The organism is Curtobacterium uvaldense, assembly GCF_028307415.1.
Taxonomy (GTDB): Bacteria; Actinomycetota; Actinomycetes; order Actinomycetales; family Microbacteriaceae; genus Curtobacterium.
Map to the genome: position 1 here is coordinate 1 of NZ_JAQMHU010000013.1, position 20,664 is coordinate 20,664.

Here is a 20,664-nt window from a genome sequence, read left to right on the forward strand (position 1 = left end):
CCGGAAGCTAAGCCTCTCAGCGCCGATGGTACTGCAAGGGGGACCTTGTGGGAGAGTAGGACGCCGCCGGACTCAACTTCAGCAACACCAGGAAACCCCTGACCGTGATCGGTCAGGGGTTTCCTGCGTTTCCGGGCCGACCTCGGAGAACTGCACCGCGATCGCCGGGGGAGTGGTCGGCAGTATGATCGGCCGACGACGAAGGAGAGCGATGAGCGATCACCGCGAGGTCGCGCCGCCGGAGCCGGGAGCCGCATGGCCGGCGTTGACCGATGCCACGCGAGCAGCACTGCGGGAGATCCTCGTGCACGGAGTGCTGTCGCGTGCGGAGATCGCCCGGTCGCTCGGGCTCTCGCGCGCGAGTCTGACACGAGCCGTCCGGACCCTGCAGGAGTACCGGTTCGTGACCGAGGTCGGCACCGGTCTCCGGGGCGTCACCGGGCGCCCCTCGGAGCTGCTGCGAGCGAGTTCGGGCGCGTGGGAGTTCCTCGGCATCAAGTTGACCGCGGACCGCCTCTACGCTGCCGTCACGGACCTCGGCGGACGTGTCCTGGCCCTGCACGAGGAGGCCGTGTCGGACACCGGACCGCAGGCGCTGGTGCGGCAGGTGACCGAGGTGGTCCGGGTGCTCCGCGCAGCGTCGCCGGCGATCTGTGCGCTCGGGGTGTCCGTGCCCGGTGACGTCGTCACCCGGGGCGGTGTCTCCGTCGTCGAGGTGTCCCAGTTCCTCGGGTGGCGCGACGTCCCGCTGTCGGGCCTCCTCGAGACCGCGACGGGACTGGTCACGTACGCGTCCAACGACGTGGACGCCCTCACGGCGAAGGAGCACTGGATCGGTGCGGGCGCCGGGGTGCGGTCGATGGCGCTCGTCACCGTCGGGACCGGCGTCGGGTTCGGCCTCGTGACCAACGGCGAGGTGTCGGAGGGCGCACACGGGCGCTTCGGCCGGGTCGGCCACCTGCCGGTCTACGGCGGCGGCCCCGACTGCGGGGTCGGGCACCACGGGTGCGTGTCGAGCTACCTGCCGAGTTCGATCATCGCCCGGAACGCGGGGGCGGTCGACGAGGGCTACGACGAGGTCGTGGAGCGTGCCCGCACCGGCGAGCCGAGGGCGCTGCAGGCGCTCCGGGACGCCGGTACCGCCCTCGGCGCGCTGTTGTCGACGGTCGTCACGCTCGTCGATCCGGAGTCGATCGTCCTGACCGGCGACGGCCTGCCGGTGTACGACATCGCTCGGGCCGAGGTCGACGAGGCCTTCCGGCGCGGGCTGCGTCCGTACGAGGCGGCCGTCACCGTCGTCGTGCAGCCGTTCGAGTTCTCGGAGTGGGCCAGGGCGGCCGCCGTGCTGGCGATCCGGCGGTCGCTTCGCTCCTGAACGGGCTCGTGCAACCGCTTAGTTACACAAGTTGACAAAGGTCGTCGGCGGACGGGATGCTGGTCGTGTCCACCGTCGAAGGAGATGTCGTGACCGCTGCCCGTTCCGTGCCCTGGCCCACCGAGGGGCTCTCCTTCGGTGGTGACTACAGTCCCGAGCAGTGGCCGCGCGAGGTGTGGGACGAGGACGTCCGCCTGATGCGTGAGGCCGGGGTGAACCTGGTCACCGTCGGCGTGTTCTCCTGGGCGCTGCTCGAACGATCGCCGGGGGAGTACACCTGGTCGTGGCTCGACGAGGTGCTCGACCTGCTGCACGCCAACGGCATCGCGGTCGACCTCGCCACCCCGACGGCAGCTCCGCCGAACTGGTTGCTCACGGCGCACCCCGAAGTGCTGCCGGTCGACGCCACCGAGCGGCGCGAACGTCCCGGCGGCCGACTAGGCTGGTGCCCGGCGTCCGCGGTGTTCCGGGCGCACGCGCTGCGCATGGTCGAGGCGATCGCCGAACGCTACGGCCGGCACCCGGCGGTGCGGCTGTGGCACGTCAGCAACGAGCTCGGTGGCGGCAACGCCCGCTGCTACTGCGAGGTGTCAGCCGCGGACTTCCGGCGGTGGCTTGGCGACCGGTACGGCGACGTCCACGCGGCGAACGCCGCGTGGGGTACGGCCTTCTGGGGCCACACCTACACGTCGTTCGACGAGGTCTCGCCGCCGCGCGGTGTCGGCGGCGCGCCGAACCCGGGCCTCGCACTCGACTTCGAGCGGTACTCGTCGGACGCCCTCCTCGCGCACTACAGCGCCGAGCGGGAGGTCATCGAGCAGTACTCGGATGCACCAATCACCACGAACTTCATGGTCGGCCCTGGCTCGCAGGTGGTCGACTATGCCGAGTGGGCACAGCACGTCGCCATCCCGGCGAACGACCACTACACGCTCGTCGACGACCCAGACCGGGCTGAGGACCTCGCTGCGTCCGCCGACCGGATGCGCGGTATCGCAAGGGGTCGGACGCCGTGGCTGCTCATGGAGCACTCGACCGGTGGCCCGAGCTGGCAGCAGCGCAACCGGGCGAAGGAGCCCGGCGAGCTCGTGCGGAACTCCCTCGCGCACGTCGCTCGGGGCTCCGACGGCGCGCTCTTCTTCCAGTGGCGCGCCTCGACCGCCGGGGCGGAGCAGTTCCACTCCGCGATGGTCCCGCACGCCGGCACCCGGACGCGGGTCTGGCGGGAGGTGTGCGAGCTCGGCCGAGCACTCGCGGCGCTGGCGCCGGCGCAGGGCGCACCGGTCGAACCAGCCCGGGTCGCGATCGTCGTGGACGAGGCCTCCGGATGGGCGCTGCAGGCCGGGCTCAAGCCGCACCGTGGGCTGCGGTACGGGCACGAGGTCCGAGCGTGGCACACCGCGTTCTGGCGTCGCCAGGTCACCACCGACGTGGTGCCCCTCGACGCCGACCTCAGCGGCTACGACGTGGTCGTCCTGCCCACCCTGTTCGTCGTCGACGCCGCCTCGGCAGCGCGGATCTGTGCGGTCGTCGACCGCGGTGCGACCCTGCTCGTCACCTACGCGTCGGGCGTCGTGGACGAGACCGCTCGGGTGCTGACCGGTGGGTACCCGGGTGCCTTCCGGGACGTCCTGGGTGTCTGGGCGGAGGAGTTCGTCCCGCTCCAACGGGACCAGCACGCGCGGCTCGACGACGGCACGCGCGTCACCGACTGGGCCGAGGACCTCGTGGTGGAGGACGCCGACGTGGTGCTCGGCCACGTCGACGGTCCGCTCGCCGGTCGCCCGGCGGTCACCCGCCGCGCCGTCGGCGGCGGCGCCTGGTACGTCTCCGCGATGCTCGACCAGGACGGCGTGCAGCGGCTCGTGGACCGGATCGTCGAGGAGCGGGCGGTGCCGCGGACGGTCACCGCGCCTCCCGGCCTGGAGGCGGTGCGTCGCGTCCGCGACGACGGCTCCGGCCTCCTGTTCCTCCTCAACCACCGCGACGACGACGTCACCGTCGTCGCGTCCGGTACGGACCTGCTGGACGGCTCCGAGCACGGTCCGGAGACCGTCGTGCCTGCCGGTAGCGTCCGCGTGCTGCTCGAGGCGGCGACGGCATGACCGTCGTCGATCGTGCCGGCTCCGCGATCGGGGTCCCGGAGCGGGTGGTGCACGCGCTGCGGGGTGGTGGCGTGGGGCTGGTGCTCGCGACCCGACCCGACGGGCTGCCCGAGGTGCTGCACTGGGGCCGTGACACCGGACCGCTGCCGGCGTCCGACACGGCCGACCTCGTGCTCGCACAGGACCGGGCGGTGTCGCCGAGTGCCTACGACGCCGCGTGGCCGCTCACGCTCCTGCCCACCGAGCACGACGGGTGGGAGGGACGGCCGGGGATCGCGGGGCAGGTCGGCGGACGGCCGCTCGTGCCGGTCTGGGACGAGGTCGCGGTCGCCGGGACCGACGCCGAGCTCGTCGTCGACGCGACGTCGGACGAGCTGACGCTGTCGATCGTCCTCGCTCTCGACGCCGCTGGTGTGCTCCGGATGCGGCAGACGGTGACGAACACCGGCGACGAGGACGTCGAGTTGTCGGCGCTCGAAGCCGTGTTGCCGATCGGGGACCGTGCGGCCGAGGTGCTCGACCTGGCGGGGAAGTGGACGCGCGAGCGGACCCCGCAGCGGAGGGCGCTGACCGACGGGGTGCACGTGCGCGAGAGCCGTCGTGGCCGCACCGGACACGACGCCCCGACGCTGACGGCGCTCGGTACGGCCGGGTTCGACGACGCACTCGGCGAGCTGTGGGCGGTGCACCCCGCGTGGAGCGCGGACACCGTGCACCGCATCGACCGGTTGGCGGAGGCGCGGACCCTGCTCGGCGCGGGCGAACTGCTGCGCGCGGGCGAGGTGGTCCTGCGACCAGGTGAGACCTTCTCCGCTCCCGAGACGGTCTTCGTCTGGAGCGACGCCGGGCTCGACGGGTTGTCCGCTCGGTTGCACGACTCGCTGCGAGCGCGGTCCGGGCACCCGACCACCCCGCGACCGGTCGTCCTCAACACGTGGGAGGCGGTGTACTACCGGCAGGAGCTGGAACCGCTGCTCGACCTGGCCCGAGCGGCGGCGGACGTCGGGGTCGAGCGGTTCGTCCTCGACGACGGCTGGTTCACCGGCCGCAGGTCCGACACCACGTCGCTCGGCGACTGGACGGTCGACGCCGAGGTATGGCCGGACGGGCTCGGCCCGCTCGTCGACGGCGTCCGGGCACTGGGCATGGACTTCGGGCTCTGGTTCGAGCCGGAGTGCGTCAGCCCGGTCTCCGCGCTCGCCGAGGCGCACCCGGACTGGTTCCTGCAGGACCCCGGCACATCGCGGACCTGGCGGCACGAGTACACGCTCGACTTCGCCCGCGCCGAGGTCCGCGAACACGTGCTCGACCGGATGTCCGCGGTGATCGAGGAGCACCACGTCGACTTCGTGAAGTGGGACCAGAACCGCGACGTCGTGCAGACCGTGCACGCGGGACGGGTCGGCCTCGGCGCTCACACCCGCGGGGTGTACGCGGTGATGGACGAGCTGCGGCGACGGCACCCGTGGCTCGAGATCGAGGCGTGCGCGTCCGGTGGTGCCCGGGTGGACCTCGGTGTGCTCGAGCGGACCGACCGGGTGTGGGCCTCGGACTCGAACGACGCGATGGAGCGACTCGCGATCCAGCGGTGGACGGAGCTGCTGCTGCCGCCGGAGCTGATCGGCTCGCACGTCGGCCCCGAGGTCTCCCACACCACGGGCCGACACCTCGACCTGGACTTCCGGATGGCGGTGTCGCTGTTCGGCAGCGCCGGCATCGAGACCGATGTCACGCGCTGCACGCCCGCCGAGCGGGACCGGCTGCGGGAGTGGACGGCGCTGTACAAGCGGGAGCGCGGGCTGCTGCACTCCGGGCGCGTGCACCACGTGGACCTCGGCGACGCCGGTCTCGCGACGACGGTCGTCGTCGGTGCCGACCGCGACCGGGCACTCGCGCGGGTCGTGCGGACCGAGACCGGACCGCGGGCGCTCGCGGTGCCGCTGCGCTTCCGCGGGCTCGACCGCGAGCGGCGCTACCGGGTGGCGCCGGTGAACGGCCTGCGCGTCCCGGAGGGCGTCGACGTCACGCGGACGCCGTGGCTGGAGCGGGGGAGCGTCGAGCTGTCCGGAGCCGTGCTCGAGGACCTGGGCGTCCGGCTGCCGTCGCTCGCGCCCGGGACCGCACTGGTGCTCGAGGCGCAGGCGGTTTGAGTCGCGGTTCCCATCCGACGGCCGCCGAGCCTCGGCCAGGCGGACACCTTCGCGGTCCAGGACCGCGAAGGTGTCCGGCTGCGCGAGCCTCGGCCGGAGGGGGCCGTCTGCGGCCGCCCCTCAGTGCAGCAGGTCGCCGGCGTGCCGGAGGACGAGCGGGCCGACGAGCGCATTGGCGTCGACGCCCGGCGCACGCGACACGGTGAACACGGCCTGCTCGCCCGGCAGCAGGGACACCAGACCCTCGTCCGCCCGGGCGCTCGCCACGAGCCGGTCCGGGAAGAGCGACAGGTCACGGACGTAGCCGGTCGCCGTGACCGTGACCCGGGCGCCGTCGTCGGTCGGCTCCACCTCGGTCGTGAACGGTCGGCGTGCGAGGCGCTGGTCCACCACCTCGGCGAGGTCGTGCACCCGTCGACCGGAGGCGGTGCCGGTGACGACGAGGACCTCGCCGGCGGTGTCCTCCGACCGGGCGACCTCGGCCGACAGCGGCACCCGGACCGCGTCCGCCGGCGCGACCGTCACGGACGCGCTCGTCGTCGCGAGGACGGTGCCGTCGAAGGACCGCCGCTCGACGACGAGGTCGTCCACGACGGGCCCGGCACCGGCGTTGACCACGACGACCTCGGTGCCGGTGCCGTCCTCCGACCGCTGGACGGTGGCGACCACCGGACGGTACGCCTGCCGGACCGCGTACCAGACCGGCTTGCGGTGGCCGGCGTGGTCGACCAACGCCCACGAGACGACGGGCCAGTCGTCGTTCAGCTGCCAGACCACCATGCCGGTGTTGTCCGGCGTGCGGGAACGGAACCAGTCCATGCCGAACCGGATCGCGTGCGCCTGGTTCAGCTGCGCCGCCCAGTGCCAGTCCTCGATGCTCCGCGGCTCGGGCAGGTGCCCGCGCATGCCGTCGGCGAGCTTCCGGTTGCCCTCGTGCGCCTTCTGGTGCACGAGCATCTCGTGGCCGTCCGGGTCGAGCGGTTCCTCGTGCACCACCGCGGTCAGCGTGGACCAGGCCGGCGGCCCCTGGTACCCGAACTCGGCGACGAACCGGGGGCGCCACTCGGCGTAGGCGGTGTAGTCCTTGGTGTTCCACACGTCCCAGACGTGCACGGTGCCGTTGCGGTCGTCGTTCGGGTGGAGGTACTCGTCGAACGAGAACGGGGACCCGGGCGTGTACGGGCGGGTCGGGTCGAGCTCGGCGACGATCGCGGGCAGCAGGGACCGGTAGTACCCGTTGCCCCAGGTCCGCCCGACGAGCGACGGACGCCAGCCCCACTCGGCGTACGCGACGAGGTTCTCGTTGTTGCCGTTCCAGACCACGAGCGAGGGGTGCGGGCTGAGCCGGGTCACGGCCTCGCGGACCTCGGGCTCGACCTCGTCGGCGAGCCAGGGCTCCTCGGCGTAGGCGGCACAGGCGAACAGGAAGTCCTGCCACACGAGCACGCCGAGTTCGTCGCAGCGGTCGTAGAGGTCGTCGGACTCGTAGATCCCGCCGCCCCAGATCCGGAGCAGGTTGACGTTCGCCTCGACCGCGTCGTCGATCCGTTCGGCGTACCGCTCCGGCGTCATCTCGGTGAGGTACGCGTGGTCCGGGATCCAGTTCGCCCCGCGCACGATCACGGGCTCGTCGTTCACCCGGAGCAGGAACGGTGCACCGCCCGCGTCGGCAGCGGTGTCGAGCGTGACCGTCCGGAAGCCGACGCGGCCGGTCCAGACGTCGTCGCCGACCTCGACGCGGACGTCGTACAGGGGCTGCTCGCCGTGGCCGCGCGGCCACCAGACCGCGACGTCGGGGAGCTCGAGGCGCACGGCTGCGGACCCCGCGGCACGACCACCGGTGACGGGACGCGACCCGGTGACCGACGTCCCGTGTCCGGAGACGGTGACCCGCGCCTCCAGGCCGGTGCCGGTGGTGCCCGCGACCTCGGGCGCGGAGCCGATGTGCTGGCGGAACCCGCCCGGGGTACGGGCGTGCTCGACGTCGACGTGCGCGCTGAGCATGCCGGTGGTGCCGTCGACGTCGACGAGGGGGCGGACCGCGGCGATGCGGGTGCCGCTCCAGGACTCGATGCCGATCGACCGCCAGATGCCGCTCGTCGCGACGTCGACGCCCCAGTCCCAGCCGAAGTTCGACGCATTCTTCCGGAGTGCGTTGTACGGGTGGTGGTTGACGTGGGGGAGTTCGCCTCCGTGCTGTTCCGACAGGCGGACGGCGGCCGGGACCGGCGCGTCGAACGTGACCACGAGCTCGTTGTCGCCCGGTCGGAGCAGGTGCCCGACGGGGAACCGGTACGAGCGGTGCTGGTTCGCGCTCGTGCCGACGACGAGCCCGTTCAGTTCGATCGTGGCGAGGGTGTCGAGCCCTCCTGCCACCAGGTCGTGTCGTTCCTCGGTGCGCTCGCCGTCCCAGGTGAAGGTCCGACGGTAGCGCCACACGGTGTCGCCGATCCACTGCGTCGCCGCCTCGCCGTCGCCGTCGAACGGGTCCGGGATCCGTCCCGCGCGGAGCAGGTCGGTGTGCACGCACCCCGGCACCACCGCCTCGGTGGGGGACCGGAAGGGCTCGGACTCCGCCGGTCCGGTCACCGCCTCGAGGGTCCAGGGGCCGTCCAGTGTCGTGCGCTCCATCGCGCCTCCTCAGATCGTCGTGCGGATGCTTGACCGGGTTAGTTTAGCCGTGTAACAATCGCCGTCAACGAACTGGACTGCGACGGAGCAGCCCGAGAGGACAACGATGTCAGCACTCAACCGTTCACGGCGGCTCGCCATCGCAGCCGCGGCCCTCGTCACCACCGCAGGACTGGCACTCACGGGGTGCAGCTCGAGCGGGAACGCGGCGTCGTCCGACTCCGCATCGACCCTCGTCGCCTACACCGGACAGTCCGGCGACTACCAGATCAACTTCAACCCGTGGTCCCCGTCCAACATCGGCGGCATCGGGACGATCTACGAGGGCCTGTTCTTCGTCACCAACGCCAACACGAACGAGCCGAAGCCGCTCCTCGGGGAGCGCTACGAGTGGAACGCCGACGGCACGCAGCTGACCATCGAGCTCCGCGACGGCGTCACGTGGAGCGACGGCGAGCCCTTCACCGCGAAGGACGTCGTGTTCACGCTCGACATGCTCGCGGAGAACAAGTCGATCAACTCGATCGGCTACTCGGGCACGGCGAAGGCCGAGGGGGACTCCACCGTCGTCGTCTCGTTCGACGAGCCGTCGTTCGTGCTCGGCCCGAACCTGCTCGGCAAGACCTGGATCGTGCCCGAGCACCTCTGGAAGGACGTCGACCCGGCGACCGACGTCATGCGCGAGCCCGTCGGCACCGGGCCGTACACGCTCGGGAACTTCAAGGCGCAGGCGTTCACCCTGCAGGCGAACGAGGACTACTGGGGCGGCGCACCCGCCGTGAAGACCGTCCGCTACCTGTCGCTCTCCGGCAACACGGCCGGTGCCGACGCCCTGAAGCAGGGTTCGATCGACTGGCAGACCGGCCCCGTCCCGAACATGGACGACATCAAGGGCAACTACCCCGGCTACGACGGCATCACGATCGGGCAGAACCAGATGGCACTCATCACCTGCGCCGACACGGCGCTCGGGTGCTCCGGCCCGCAGACCGACCCGGCCGTCCGCCACGCCGTCGCCGACGCGATCAACCGCAAGCAGCTCAACTCGCTGGCGTTCGCGAACACCGCCAGCGACATCTCGCCGACCTTCGCGTTGACGACGCTGCAGGAGGACATGATCTCGAAGGACGTCGAGCCGGCGGTGATGGCGAACTCGCCGGACCTCGACGCGGCAGCCGCCACCCTCGAGGACGCCGGGTGGGCGAAGGGCTCCGACGGCATCTACGCGAAGGACGGCCAGCGCCTGTCCATGACCGTCGAGGTCGTCACCGGCTGGACGGACTACATCACCGCCATCGACACGATGACCCAGCAGCTCAAGGCCGCCGGCATCGAGCTCAAGGCACAGCAGTCGTCGTGGAACGAGTGGACGGACAAGAAGACCAAGGGCACGTTCCAGCTCGTCATCGACTCGCTCGGTCAGGGTCCGACCGCGAACCCCTACTACCTGTACAACAACAACCTCGCGACGTCGAACACCGCGGAGGTCGGCGAGGCCGCGTCGACCAACCGTGCGCGGTACAGCAACCCCGCGGTGGACGAGGCGCTCGCGAAGCTGAAGACCATCGACCCCGAGGACACCGCCGCGACGCAGCCGGAGTTCGACACGATCCAGCAGCACCTCGTCGAGGACATGCCCTACATCCCGATCATGACGGGCGGCACCACGAGCGAGGTGCACACCGCCAAGTTCACCGGCTGGCCCACCCAGGACGACCTGTACGCCTTCCCCGCGATCTGGGCGAGCCCGGACAACGCCGAGGTGTTCAAGGCCCTGAAGCCGGTCAAGGGCTGACGGCGGACCGCGACCGAGGAGCACGCGCATGCAGTACTTCCTGCGCAAGATCGGCTTCTACGTCGTCGCCCTCTGGGCGGCGCTGACGCTGAACTTCATCATCCCCCGGCTCCTGCCCGGGAACCCGGTGGACATCCTGCTCGCCAAGCTCCAGCAGCGCGGCGGCCAGGTCACCCCGGAGACCAGGGAGGCGTACCAGCTGCTCCTCGGTGGCGACTCCTCGCAGCCGCTCATCGCACAGTACGGGCAGTACCTGGGCAACGTGTTCCGCGGTGACCTCGGGGTGTCGGTGAGCTACTTCCCGGCACCCGTCACCGAGGTGATCGGGAGCTCGCTGCCCTGGACCATCGCCCTCGTCGGCATCGCGACCATCCTGGCCGCGGTCATCGGCGTCGCCCTCGGCGCCTTCGTCGGCTGGAAGCCCGGCACCTGGCTCGACTCGTTCGTCCCGGCCACCACGCTGCTCGCCGCGGTGCCGTACTTCTGGCTCGCGCTCATCCTGGTGTACTTCTTCGCCACGGGGATCCACCTGTTCCCGGCCCAGGGCGGCTACGACGTCGTCCTGGACCCGGGGTTCAACGGTCCGTTCCTCATGTCCGCGCTCGAGTACGGCGTGCTGCCAGCGGCGACGATCGTGCTCGCATCGCTCGGCGGTTGGTTGCTCGGGATGCGGAACATGATGGTGTCGACGCTGTCCGAGGACTACATCACCACGGCGCTCGCGAAGGGCCTGCCGCCCGGCAAGGTGCTCCGCAACTACGCCGCCCGCAACGCCGTGCTGCCGTCGGTCGCCGGGTTCGCGATCTCGCTCGGCTTCATCGTGTCGGGGTCGGTCGTGACCGAGCAGGTGTTCTCGTACCCGGGCATCGGGTCGAAGCTCCTGTCCGCGGTCACGAACAACGACTACGCGCTCATGCAGGGCATCTTCCTGTTCATCACCCTCGCCGTGCTCGGCGCCAACCTCGTCGTCGACCTGCTGTACGGGCTCATCGACCCGCGCACCCGGGCCCGGAGCTAGGAGGACTCGACCGTGACCAACATCCAAGAGGAGACCGAGCCCACCGTCGGTGCGCTCGCCGAGGAGGCCGACGGCCACTCGACGCGCAGCATCGCGACGGCACGCTCGGCGAAGACCCGCGGCGGCCTCCGCCGCTTCCTGCCCACGATGACCCCGTGGCTCGTCACCGGCATCGTGCTCATCCTCGGCGTCACCGCGTTCGGGCTGCTCGGCCCGTTCCTGGTCGGCGACCCGAACGCGATCCGCGACTCCGGTATGCAGCCGCCGACCGGCGAGAACCTGCTCGGCACCACCCAGACCGGTCAGGACGTCCTCGCGCAACTGGCCTACGCCACCCGGGGCAGCCTGCAGATCGGGCTCATCGTCGGGGTGCTCGCGACCGTGCTGTCGGCGTTCTTCGGCATCCTCGGCGCGTACCTCGGCGGGATCATGGACGAGGCGTTCTCGCTCTTCTCGAACGTCTTCCTGGTGATCCCCGGTCTGCCGCTCGTCATCGTCATCTCGGGCCTGGTCCCGCAGGAGGCGCGTGGGCTGTGGACGATCGCGATCGTCCTGGCGATCACGTCGTGGGCCGGGTCCGCCCGCGTCCTGCGCGCGCAGACGATGTCGATCCGCAGCCGCGACTACGTCTCGGCGGCGCGGGTCGCCGGTGAACGGCCGTGGCGGGTCATCGCCGTGGAGATCCTGCCGAACCTGCTGCCGGTGCTCGCGTCGCAGTTCGTGTTCGCGGTGATCGCCGCGATCCTCGGCGAGGCCGGCCTGTCCTTCCTCGGGCTCGGCGCATCGAACTCGTCGACGCTCGGCACGATGCTCTTCTACGCGCAGAACGGGTTCGCGCTCGCGCAGGGCGCCTGGTGGTGGTTCGTGCCGCCGGGGCTGCTCATCGCCCTGCTCGGGATGGGCCTGTCCCTCGTCAACTTCTCCATCGACGAGGTCATCAACCCGAGACTCGCCAACGTGCGAGCACAGCGTCGACGCGAGCGGCAGGCGCGTCGCGACGTCAAGACCACCGACCGGAAGGGGGTCGCCTCGTGACCCGGGATGCCGTCCTCACCATCGACCACCTCGACGTCGTCTACGAGACCGAGCGACCGGTGCACGCAGTCAAGGACGTGTCGCTGTCGCTCGCACCGGGGGAGATCCTCGGCCTCGCGGGGGAGTCCGGCTGTGGCAAGACGACCCTCGCCTACGCCATCACCCGGCTGCACAAGCCACCGGCGAAGGTGACGAGCGGCAGCATCACGTTCCACGACCGCGACGGCAGTGACGTCGACCTGCTCGGGCTGAGCGACGAGCGACTCCGGGCGGTCCGCTGGTCGAAGCTGTCGATGGTGTTCCAGGGCGCGATGAACGCGCTCAACCCGGTCACCACCATCCGCGCGCAGCTCGACGACGCCCTCGTCGAGCACCGGAAGGGCATGCCGAGGAAGGAGCGTCGGGCGATCGCCGAGGACGCGCTCCGACGAGTCGGCGTCGACCCGTCACGCATCACCGCCTACCCGCACGAGCTGTCCGGCGGCATGCGGCAGCGCGTCATGATCGCGATGGCGATGCTGCTCGAGCCGCAGGTGATGATCATGGACGAGCCGACCACCGCGCTCGACGTCGTCGTGCAGCGGGAGATCCTGCGCGAGATCGTCCGGCTGCGGGACGAGCTCGGCTTCGCGGTCGTGTTCATCACGCACGACCTGCCGCTGCTGCTCGAGATCAGCGACCGGATCGCGATCATGCTCCGCGGCGAGGTCGTCGAGTGCGACACCGCCGCGCGCATCCAGCACGAGCCGCAGCACCCCTACACGCAGCGCCTGCTGCGGTCGTTCCCGAGCCTGTCCGGCGCCCGCGGTGACTTCATCCGCACGGGCCTCGGTTTCGAGGAGGTCGCATCGTGACCAGCGTCACCGTCAACCACCTGACCAAGGACTTCCACGTCCGCAAGGGCCTGCGCCGGAACACGCTGCGCGCCGTCGACGACGTGTCCTTCGAGCTGCTGCCCGGCCGGACCGTCGCGCTCGTGGGGGAGTCCGGCTCGGGCAAGTCCACGATCGCCCGGATGCTCGCGAAGCTCGAGTCCGTGTCGAGCGGGACGATCGACGTCCGGCTCGAGGACGGCACCCCCGTCGTCGGGAGCATGTACCGGCGGCACGTGCAGATGGTCTTCCAGGACCCCTTCGCGTCGCTCAACCCGTTCCACTCCATCGAGCACCACATCGCCCGGCCGCTGCAGCTCCACCACCGCACGCGCGGTGCGGACGAGACCCGGGAACGCGTCCGCGAACTGCTCGACCGGGTCAACCTCGACGAGGACTTCGCCGAGCGACGCCCGCACGAGCTCTCCGGCGGCCAGCGGCAGCGCGTCGCGATCGCCCGTGCGCTGGCACCCGGTGCGCAGGTGCTCATCGCCGACGAACCCGTGTCGATGCTCGACGTCTCCATCCGCCTGAGCGTGCTCAACCTGATGGGGCGGCTGCAGCGCGAGGACCACCTCGCCGTCCTGTACATCACGCACGACCTGGCCACCGCGCGGCACTTCTCCGACGAGATCCTGGTGCTCTACCGCGGTCGCGTGGTGGAGCGCGGTCCGTCGGACGCGGTCATCCTCGACCCGCACCACGACTACACGCGCCTGCTCGCCGACGCTGCGCCGGACCCCGAGCGGGTGGACCGGAGGGTGACGGCCGGGCCGGTGGTCGACCGGTCGACGATCGACAACAGCACCTGCTACGACCACACCCTGGGGGCGTGGGTGGACGCACCGGCCGCGCCGGCGGGGGTGCGCTGACCGGCCCCGAGCGGGCAGGGCGTGCGGACGCCGGGACGTCGTCGGTCCCGGTGCCGTGCGCGCGGGCGCCTCGTGTCCGGACCGAGGGGGCGGACACGGGACGCCGGCGGGCGTGCGCCGGATGGCAGTCGGCGTGCGTCACGGCGGACGGGAGGCACGGTGCGGGCAGGCACCGCGCCTCCCGTCCGTCAGCTCCCGAGCGCTGCCCGCAAGTACGGCGCCGTGCGGCTCGTGGCGGACGCCGCGACCTCGCGCGGTGTCCCGGATGCCACGACCTGGCCGCCCTCGTCACCACCGGCCGGACCCATGTCGACGACGTGGTCCGCCTGCGCGACGACCGTCATCACGTGCTCGACCACGACGACGGTGTTGCCCGCGTCGGTGAGCCGCTGGAGCTGCGCGGTGAGGAGTTCGACGTCCGCCGGGTGCAGGCCCGTGGTCGGCTCGTCGAGCAGGTAGAGCGTGTGACCGGTCCGTGCGCGTTGGAGTTCGGTGGCGAGCTTGATGCGCTGGGCCTCGCCGCCGGACAGCTCCGGCGCGGGCTGCCCGAGTCGGAGGTAGCCGAGGCCGACGCTGCGCAGGGCATCCAGCGCGCGGGCGGCGGCGGGCAGGTCGGCGAGGGCGTCCGATGCCTCGTCGACGGTCATGCCGAGGACGTCCGCGACGGTCGAGCCGGCCCGGCGGACCTCGAGCGTCTCGGCGTTGTACCGGGCACCGTGGCACTCCGGGCACGGCGCCCAGCTGCCCGGAAGGAACAGGAGCTCGACGGAGACCGAGCCCTCGCCCTGGCAGACCTCGCAGCGGCCGCCCTCGACGTTGAACGAGAACCTCCCGGCGGTCCAGCCACGTTCCCGGGCGTCCTCGGTCGCGGCGAAGGCCTGCCGGACGGCATCGAACATGCCCGTGTAGGTCGCGAGGTTCGAGCGGGGTGTGCGGCCGATCGGCTTCTGGTCGACCTCGACGACGCGGGACACGAGCGGGTGCTGCGTCGCGACCGACGGCAGCACGCCACCGACGAGCGACGACTTGCCCGAGCCGGAGACCCCGGTCACCGCGGTCAACACCCCGAGGGGCAGGTCGACGTCGAGCCCGTTCCCGTCCTGGCCGCGCAGGTTGTGCAGGGTGAGGCCACGGAGTTCGAGCGTGCCCACGGGTTCGCGCTGCTCGTGCTCGACGGGCGAGGTCCGGGGCTGCAGGTAGCGCCGAGTGACGCTCTCGGGGACGCCGGCCAGGCCCTCGGGCGGGCCGCTGTACAGCACCCGCCCGCCGCCCGGACCGGCACCGGGGCCGACGTCCACGATCCAGTCCGCACGCCGGACGATGTCCATGTCGTGCTCCACCACGAAGACGCTGTTGCCGCTGGCGCGGAGGTCGTCGAGGACCTGCACGAGGGACTCCGCGTCCGCCGGGTGCAGCCCTGCGCTCGGTTCGTCGAGCACGTAGACCACGCCGAACAGCCCCGACCGGAGCTGCGTCGCGATCCGCAGGCGCTGCGTCTCACCGGGGGAGAGCGTCGGCGTCGCCCGGTCGAGCCCGAGGTACCCGAGGCCGAGTCCGACGAGCACCTCGACCCGACCGAGCAGGTCCGTGGCGATCGACTTCGCGACCTCGGACCGCTCCCCGGACGTCACACGGCTCTGCGCGGGCGACGGGTCCTTCAGCTCGGCTGCGGGGCGCAGGACCTCGGCCACCTGTGCGAGCGGCAGTGCGTTGAACGCGGCGATCGACAGGCCGCCGAACGTCACCGCGAGGGCTGCCCTAGTCAGCCCGGAGCCGTGGCAGAGCTGGCACGGGCCGGACTCGACGAAGCGCAGGGCCTTGTTCCGCTGCGTCTCGCTCTGGGAGTCGGCGAGGGTGTGCAGCGTGTACTGCCGGGCGCTCCAGAACCGGCCCTTGTACGGCTTCGCCACCCGGTCGCGCTTCGGGTGGACCTCGACGACGGGCTGCTCCTCGGTGAAGAGCAGCCAGTCGCGGTCCTCCTGCGGGAGCTCCCGCCACGGACGCTCGATGTCGTAGCCGAGCACCGCCGTCACGTCGCGGAGGTTCTTGCCCTGCCACGCACCGGGCCAGGCGGTGATCGCGCCCTCACGGATGGACAGCGACGGGTCGTGCACCGCCGAGGCCTCCGTCACCTCGTGCGCGGTGCCGAGGCCGTGACAGCGCGGGCACGCCCCGGCGACGGTGTTCGGCGAGAACGAGTCGGAGTACAGCTGCTCGGCGCCCTCGGGGTAGGTGCCGGCGCGCGAGTAGAGCATGCGGACCGAGTTGCTCAACGTCGTCAGGGTGCCGACGGTCGAGCGGGTGCTCGGGGCGCCGCGGCGCTGCTGCAGGGCGACCGCCGGGGGCAGACCCGTGATCTCGTCGACGTGCGGTGTCGAACCCTGCGCGATGAGCCGTCGGGCGTACGGCGCGACGGACTCGAGGAAGCGACGCTGTGCCTCGGCGAAGACCGTGCCGAACGCCAGGCTCGACTTGCCCGAGCCGGAGACACCGGTGAAGGCGACGATCCGGTCGCGGGGGATGTCGACGTCGACGTCCTGCAGGTTGTGTTCACGGGCGCCGCGGACGCGGATGAACCCGTCGGACGACGACGGCTGGTCGGCAGGGTGGTGCGGGGCGGGCATTCGTTCGAGCGTAGGCGGATCGGCCGTTCGCCGTTCCGGACCGCTCGTCCGCACCCCGGCGGGTGCTGCTCCGGACGCGACCGGGAGACGGACAGGAGGCACGGGGCGGGCCGGCAGCGGGCCTCCCGGCCGGTGCGTGCGGACGGGAGGCGCGGGGCGGGCTGGTCACGTGCCTCCCGGCCGGTCGGTACGGTGGTCGTGGGGAACGGGGGATCGATGGTCGACGACGTCGCGTGGTCGCCGCCGAGGCGGCGCAACGGCATCTGGTGGATCGTGGCGAGCGGGCTGCTGCTGCCCGCGGGGTGGATCGCGTGGCTGCTCGTCGCGCTCGCCGGGTACAACGGCGCGGGGAACTCCACCCACACGCTCTCGGGGCAGACCGGGGGGAGCATCGTCGTCACGGTCGTGTGCGCCGGTGTGCCGCTGACCGGACTGGTCCTGCTGCTGGTGCAGCGTCAGCGCGACCGGTCGGTGACGCTGGTCGGGCCGATCGGGTGTGCAGTGTTCGTGGTCCTCGTGGCCGTGACGCTCGGGTACCCGACGACGCGGGTCGCGCAGAGCTGGGCGGCGGAGGAGGAGCAGCGGGCGCAGCCGCCGACCGCGACCGAGACGAGTCGGACGCCGGCGCAGGCGGAGCGGGACCTCGCGGCCGTGGGGGAGCGCGCGGTGCGGGCGATGGGCGGTGACCCGGAGACCGGCGACGTCGTGCAGTTCCCACGCGGCTGCTCGCTGTCGAACCTCGAGCAGGGCACGGAGTACACATGGCGGTGGTCCTTCCCCGCCGATGCGGACGCGGACGACGAGCCGCAGACCGAGGCGGATCGCAAGGCCGACCTCCTGCCCCAGGACCAGGCCGAAGCGCGTCTGGCTCCGGTCCGCGAGGTCTTCCTCGACGCCGGGCTCCGTGACGCCGATCCGCTCGGGTGGGACATCAGGGTGGTCGGTGACGACTGGCTCGCGGAGGGGAACGCGGGCGTGACCCGGACCTCGGGTGACGTGATGATCGAGACGACCTGCCTGGCTGGAGGGCCCGGCGACGGGTACGACGACGATGCGTGAGCGCGTGACGGCCGCGGCGCCGGGACGTCGAGCACCCGTCAGCGTGTGGGTCGCACTCGTGGTGGCCGCCGGCTGCACCGTGTACGAGCTGCTCGCGGGCGCTCTCGTCGAGTGGACCGGGCTCGGTTTCGTGCCGCTGCTGTTCGTGCCGCCGCTCTACCTGGCGGCGATCCTGCTGCTGATCTGGGTCGGGCAGCAGGGCGTCCGGGTGGCGCGGACACTGGCGATCGTCGTGGGGATCGTGCTCGCGGTGTCGTTGCCGGTCGCGGTGGTCGTGGCGATGCAGCGTGGCACTGAGCGGTGGCGATCGGCTCAGCGTGGTCAGTCGTTCGCGACGGGGCGGCGGAGGGTCCCCAGCGCCCCCGCGGTCAGGAGGAAGCCGGCGAGACCTGCGGCGGTGAGGACGAAGGGCATCGTCACCGGCGGCGGCTGCACCACGGCGGCGAGGGGCAGGCCCAGGAACCCGGCCACACCCGCCGCGAGCACACCGCAGACCACGGCCGCGGGCAGGACACCGAGCGCATCGTCGACGACCCGGGCGAGCGCGAACAGCGTCGCCGCGACCAGGACGCCGAGGACTGCTCCGAGGGGGACACCGAGCACGGCGAGCAGGCCGAGGAACGACGAGTCCGGCGGCCACCAGTCGGTCGGGGTCACGATCGGCTCGTCGACGGTCGGGTCGGCGATCCAGGCCTCACCGATGATGCCGAACGGTTCGGCGGCGCCGATCAGCGCGCCGGCGAGCAGGACGACGGGCCACGGCCAGTGGCGGCGGTGTTCGTGCATGTGGACCCCCCTCTGCTCGAGCTTGGCGGTGCAGTCTGGGAGCGCGGCCGGAGCGCCGATCCCTCGGTAGCGTGGAGGCGGGGCGCTCGACGAGCGAGGGGGACGGATGAACGACGCGGGACAGCCGGCCGGCACCGAGGAGCCAGCCGGGACCGGGCAATCGGACCACCCGTCGCGACGGGCGCCGAGCGGTGCGTGGATCGCGGGGAGCATCCTGGCGTTCGTGGTCGGGAGCCTCGTCATCGTGTACGCGATCGCGACGACGGCGGCGCCGACGGTCGAGCAGCGGGCCACCGTGCAGGGCCTCGCCGCGGCGTTCGTCACCGGTGGACTCATCGCGGTGCTCGTCCCGGCGACCGCGATCGTCTCCCTGGTGATCGCCGCGAAGCGAGGGCGGACCGGGGCCGCTGCCGGCATCGCCGTCTGCGGGGCGCTCGGCGCGGTCGCGATGCTGACGATGGTGCCCTTCGCACTGCTGTCCGTGGGCGAGGCGCAGGCTGACGCAGCACGACGGGCAGCACCGCCGACCGCACTCGAGACCAGCCGGACGCCCGAGCAGGCGGAAGCCGGACTCGTCGAGCTCGGAGGACGGGTCGTCGACGCGCTCGGACACGAGGCACCGACCGACGACCAGGTCAGCGTCGACGTCCGGCCGTGTCGGCTCGACAACTCCGACGACGGCGTCCTGGTCCACTACTCCTGGCGTGGTCCCGACGCCGACGACCCGGCTGGGACGCCCGAGCAGACGAAGGCTGCCGTCGCACCGGCGGTCCGGTTCCTGCAGGCCGAGGGCTTCGCGGTCGGCACCCGGTTCATGGGCGGGGGCGTCGTGATGCTCGACCGTGACCAGGGGGTCTCCGTCGACCTGTACAGCGCTGACCGCGTCGAACTCGGATCGCCCTGCCTGGTCGACACGGGCGGCTGACGGTACCCGAGCGGTTGTTCGCTCCTGCAACGTCCGCTGAGTCCACGGACCCGGGGGCGGGTAGACCGGGGGACATGAAGGTCGTCGGAGTCGAAACGTTCGGAGGGCCCGAAGCCCTCGCCGTCCACGAGGTCCCGGAGCCCCACGCCGGCTCCGGCACCGTCCGCATCAGGGTGCAGGCGTTCGCCGTGAACCCCACGGACACCGGCGTGCGCGCAGGGCAGCGTGACTCGTCCGAGGCCTCGCCGCCGTACGTGCCGGGCATGGACGCCGCCGGCGTCATCGACGAGGTCGGCGACGACGTCGAGGGCTGGCAGGTCGGGGACCAGGTGATGGCGATGGCCCTGCCGCTCTCCGAGCACGGCGGCGCCTACGTGGAGCACCTCGTCGCGCCGGTCGGGTCCTTCACACGGATCCCGGCGGGGCTGTCGATCGAGGAAGCCGCGACCGTCCCGATGAACGGCCTGACCGCGTTGCAGATCCTCGCCCGCGCGGAGCTCTCGCAGGGCGACACACTCGCCGTGACCGGATCCGCGGGGCTGCTCGGCAACTACGTCGTGCAGCTCGCGAAGCAGCGGGGCATCACGGTCATCGCCGACGCAGCGCCGAAGGACGAGGACCTCGTGCGGTCCCTCGGGCCGGACCACATGGTGCGCCGCGGGGACGGTTTCGCCGCAGCCGTGCGCGGCATCGTGCCGGACGGCGTCGACGCGCTCGCCGATGCCGCGGTGCAGCGGGACGAGGTCGTCGACGCGGTGCGCGACGGCGGGTTCTTCGCGGACGTGCGGGGCTGGGAGGGCAACGGTGCTCGCGGGATCCGGTTCGAGCGGATCATGGTGTTCTCCGAGTACACGTCGTTCGACCTGCTCGAGGAGCTGCGGCAGGCGGTGGAGGACGGGGTGCTCGTGCCGCGGGTCGCCGAGGTGCTGCCCGCGTCGCGCGCTGCGGAGGCGCACGAGCGGCTCGAGGTCGGCGGGACGCGGGGGCGGTTCGTGCTCACCTGGTGAGTGCGGGTCGCGGTCGCGACCGGATGACGGACGGGGGGGGGGGGGGGGGGGGGGGGGCGGGGCGGCGGCGGGGGGGGGGGGGGGGGGCGGGGGGCGGGCGGCCCCCCCGCCTCCCGTCCGTTCTCCTCGCACCAGCTTGATATACCATGCGTGACCCGCGGTGTTCCGGTTGCTACGGTGGCGCTCCTGACGGGAGCCCGTCGGAAGTGGAGGATGAGCAAGCGTGGGGAAGAAGGTGGTCTCCGAGGTGCACTCGGTCTACCAGCACAACGGATCCACGCACCGTGCATCGGTGAAGTCGCACGGCGTCGTGACCCGATCGGCATGGCAGCCACCGACGAAGGTCGCGTACGCCCACCGGCCGAAGTCGGTCTCCGGGAACCAGGCGTTCTGGGCCCGCCGCGGATGAG

General features: G+C 72.0%; 15 protein-coding genes and 1 rRNA gene. 13 read left to right on the forward strand and 3 right to left on the reverse strand.

Annotation, left to right across the window (positions count from 1 at the left end; genetic code table 11):
- The 4 genes from rrf to PIJ49_RS09245 form a co-directional block, all read left to right on the forward strand.
- A 5S ribosomal RNA gene (gene rrf / locus PIJ49_RS16990) occupies positions 1-72 on the forward strand; the annotation flags it as partial.
- Between the two features lie 139 nt (positions 73-211).
- Positions 212-1,375, forward strand: a complete 1,164-nt coding sequence (locus tag PIJ49_RS09235; RefSeq protein ID WP_271826409.1) for an ROK family transcriptional regulator — start codon at positions 212-214, stop codon at positions 1,373-1,375.
- Between the two features lie 89 nt (positions 1,376-1,464).
- The gene (locus tag PIJ49_RS09240; protein WP_271826410.1) at positions 1,465-3,480 is read left to right on the forward strand and encodes a beta-galactosidase; all 2,016 of its coding nucleotides are present in this window, start codon (positions 1,465-1,467) and stop codon (positions 3,478-3,480) included.
- On the forward strand, positions 3,477-5,630 hold the full coding sequence (locus PIJ49_RS09245) for an alpha-galactosidase (RefSeq protein WP_271826411.1): 2,154 nt from the start codon (positions 3,477-3,479) through the stop codon (positions 5,628-5,630). Before PIJ49_RS09240 ends, PIJ49_RS09245 begins: the two co-directional genes overlap by 4 nt.
- 120 nt (positions 5,631-5,750) lie before the next feature.
- Here PIJ49_RS09245 and PIJ49_RS09250 read toward each other — a convergent pair whose 3' ends face one another.
- Entirely contained in the window at positions 5,751-8,261 is a 2,511-nt protein-coding gene (locus PIJ49_RS09250) for a glycoside hydrolase family 2 protein (protein WP_271826412.1), read from the reverse strand.
- Positions 8,262-8,367: 106 nt separating this feature from the next.
- Here PIJ49_RS09250 and PIJ49_RS09255 point away from each other — a divergent pair, with 106 nt between their 5' ends.
- From PIJ49_RS09255 to PIJ49_RS09275, 5 genes are read left to right on the forward strand one after another with little or no spacing between them, the layout of a single operon-like run.
- The gene (locus tag PIJ49_RS09255; RefSeq protein ID WP_271826413.1) at positions 8,368-10,056 is read left to right on the forward strand and encodes an ABC transporter substrate-binding protein; all 1,689 of its coding nucleotides are present in this window, start codon (positions 8,368-8,370) and stop codon (positions 10,054-10,056) included.
- A 28-nt stretch (positions 10,057-10,084) separates the two neighbouring features.
- Positions 10,085-11,074 carry an ABC transporter permease gene (locus PIJ49_RS09260; RefSeq protein ID WP_271826414.1) on the forward strand — a complete coding sequence of 330 codons (990 nt, stop codon included), beginning with the start codon at positions 10,085-10,087 and terminating at the stop codon, positions 11,072-11,074.
- 12 nt (positions 11,075-11,086) lie between these two features.
- Positions 11,087-12,109 (forward strand): ABC transporter permease, encoded by a 1,023-nt coding sequence (locus PIJ49_RS09265; RefSeq protein ID WP_271826415.1) that lies wholly within the window; start codon positions 11,087-11,089, stop codon positions 12,107-12,109.
- Positions 12,106-12,963: an ABC transporter ATP-binding protein gene (locus PIJ49_RS09270; protein WP_271826416.1), complete on the forward strand. Its 858-nt coding sequence runs from the start codon at positions 12,106-12,108 to the stop codon at positions 12,961-12,963. The genes PIJ49_RS09265 and PIJ49_RS09270 overlap by 4 nt, the downstream gene beginning before the upstream one ends.
- Complete coding sequence (locus tag PIJ49_RS09275) at positions 12,960-13,853, forward strand: ABC transporter ATP-binding protein (protein WP_271826417.1); 894 nt, start codon at positions 12,960-12,962, stop codon at positions 13,851-13,853. The genes PIJ49_RS09270 and PIJ49_RS09275 overlap by 4 nt, the downstream gene beginning before the upstream one ends.
- Before the next feature lie 188 nt (positions 13,854-14,041).
- On the opposite strand, the gene PIJ49_RS09280 is transcribed toward PIJ49_RS09275, so the two are convergent.
- Positions 14,042-16,477, reverse strand: a complete 2,436-nt coding sequence (locus tag PIJ49_RS09280; RefSeq protein ID WP_271826418.1) for an ATP-binding cassette domain-containing protein — start codon at positions 16,475-16,477, stop codon at positions 14,042-14,044.
- Between the two features lie 216 nt (positions 16,478-16,693).
- On the opposite strand from PIJ49_RS09280, the gene PIJ49_RS09285 reads away from it, so the two are divergent.
- Complete coding sequence (locus PIJ49_RS09285) at positions 16,694-17,536, forward strand: hypothetical protein (RefSeq protein WP_271826419.1); 843 nt, start codon at positions 16,694-16,696, stop codon at positions 17,534-17,536.
- Positions 17,537-17,857: 321 nt separating this feature from the next.
- On the opposite strand, the gene PIJ49_RS09290 is transcribed toward PIJ49_RS09285, so the two are convergent.
- Positions 17,858-18,322: a hypothetical protein gene (locus PIJ49_RS09290; protein WP_209683273.1), complete on the reverse strand. Its 465-nt coding sequence runs from the start codon at positions 18,320-18,322 to the stop codon at positions 17,858-17,860.
- Between the two features lie 106 nt (positions 18,323-18,428).
- Here PIJ49_RS09290 and PIJ49_RS09295 point away from each other — a divergent pair, with 106 nt between their 5' ends.
- The 3 genes from PIJ49_RS09295 to PIJ49_RS09305 all read left to right on the forward strand — a co-directional run bounded on the left by PIJ49_RS09295 (position 18,429) and on the right by PIJ49_RS09305 (position 20,663).
- On the forward strand, positions 18,429-19,247 hold the full coding sequence (locus PIJ49_RS09295) for a hypothetical protein (RefSeq protein ID WP_271826420.1): 819 nt from the start codon (positions 18,429-18,431) through the stop codon (positions 19,245-19,247).
- 74 nt (positions 19,248-19,321) lie between these two features.
- A complete protein-coding gene (locus PIJ49_RS09300; RefSeq protein WP_209683268.1) occupies positions 19,322-20,254 on the forward strand; it encodes an NADP-dependent oxidoreductase in 933 nt (310 codons plus the stop codon).
- Between the two features lie 223 nt (positions 20,255-20,477).
- Positions 20,478-20,663, forward strand: coding sequence for a lactococcin 972 family bacteriocin (locus PIJ49_RS09305; RefSeq protein ID WP_209683265.1), 186 nt, complete (start codon positions 20,478-20,480; stop codon positions 20,661-20,663).
- Position 20,664 lies beyond the last annotated feature (1 nt).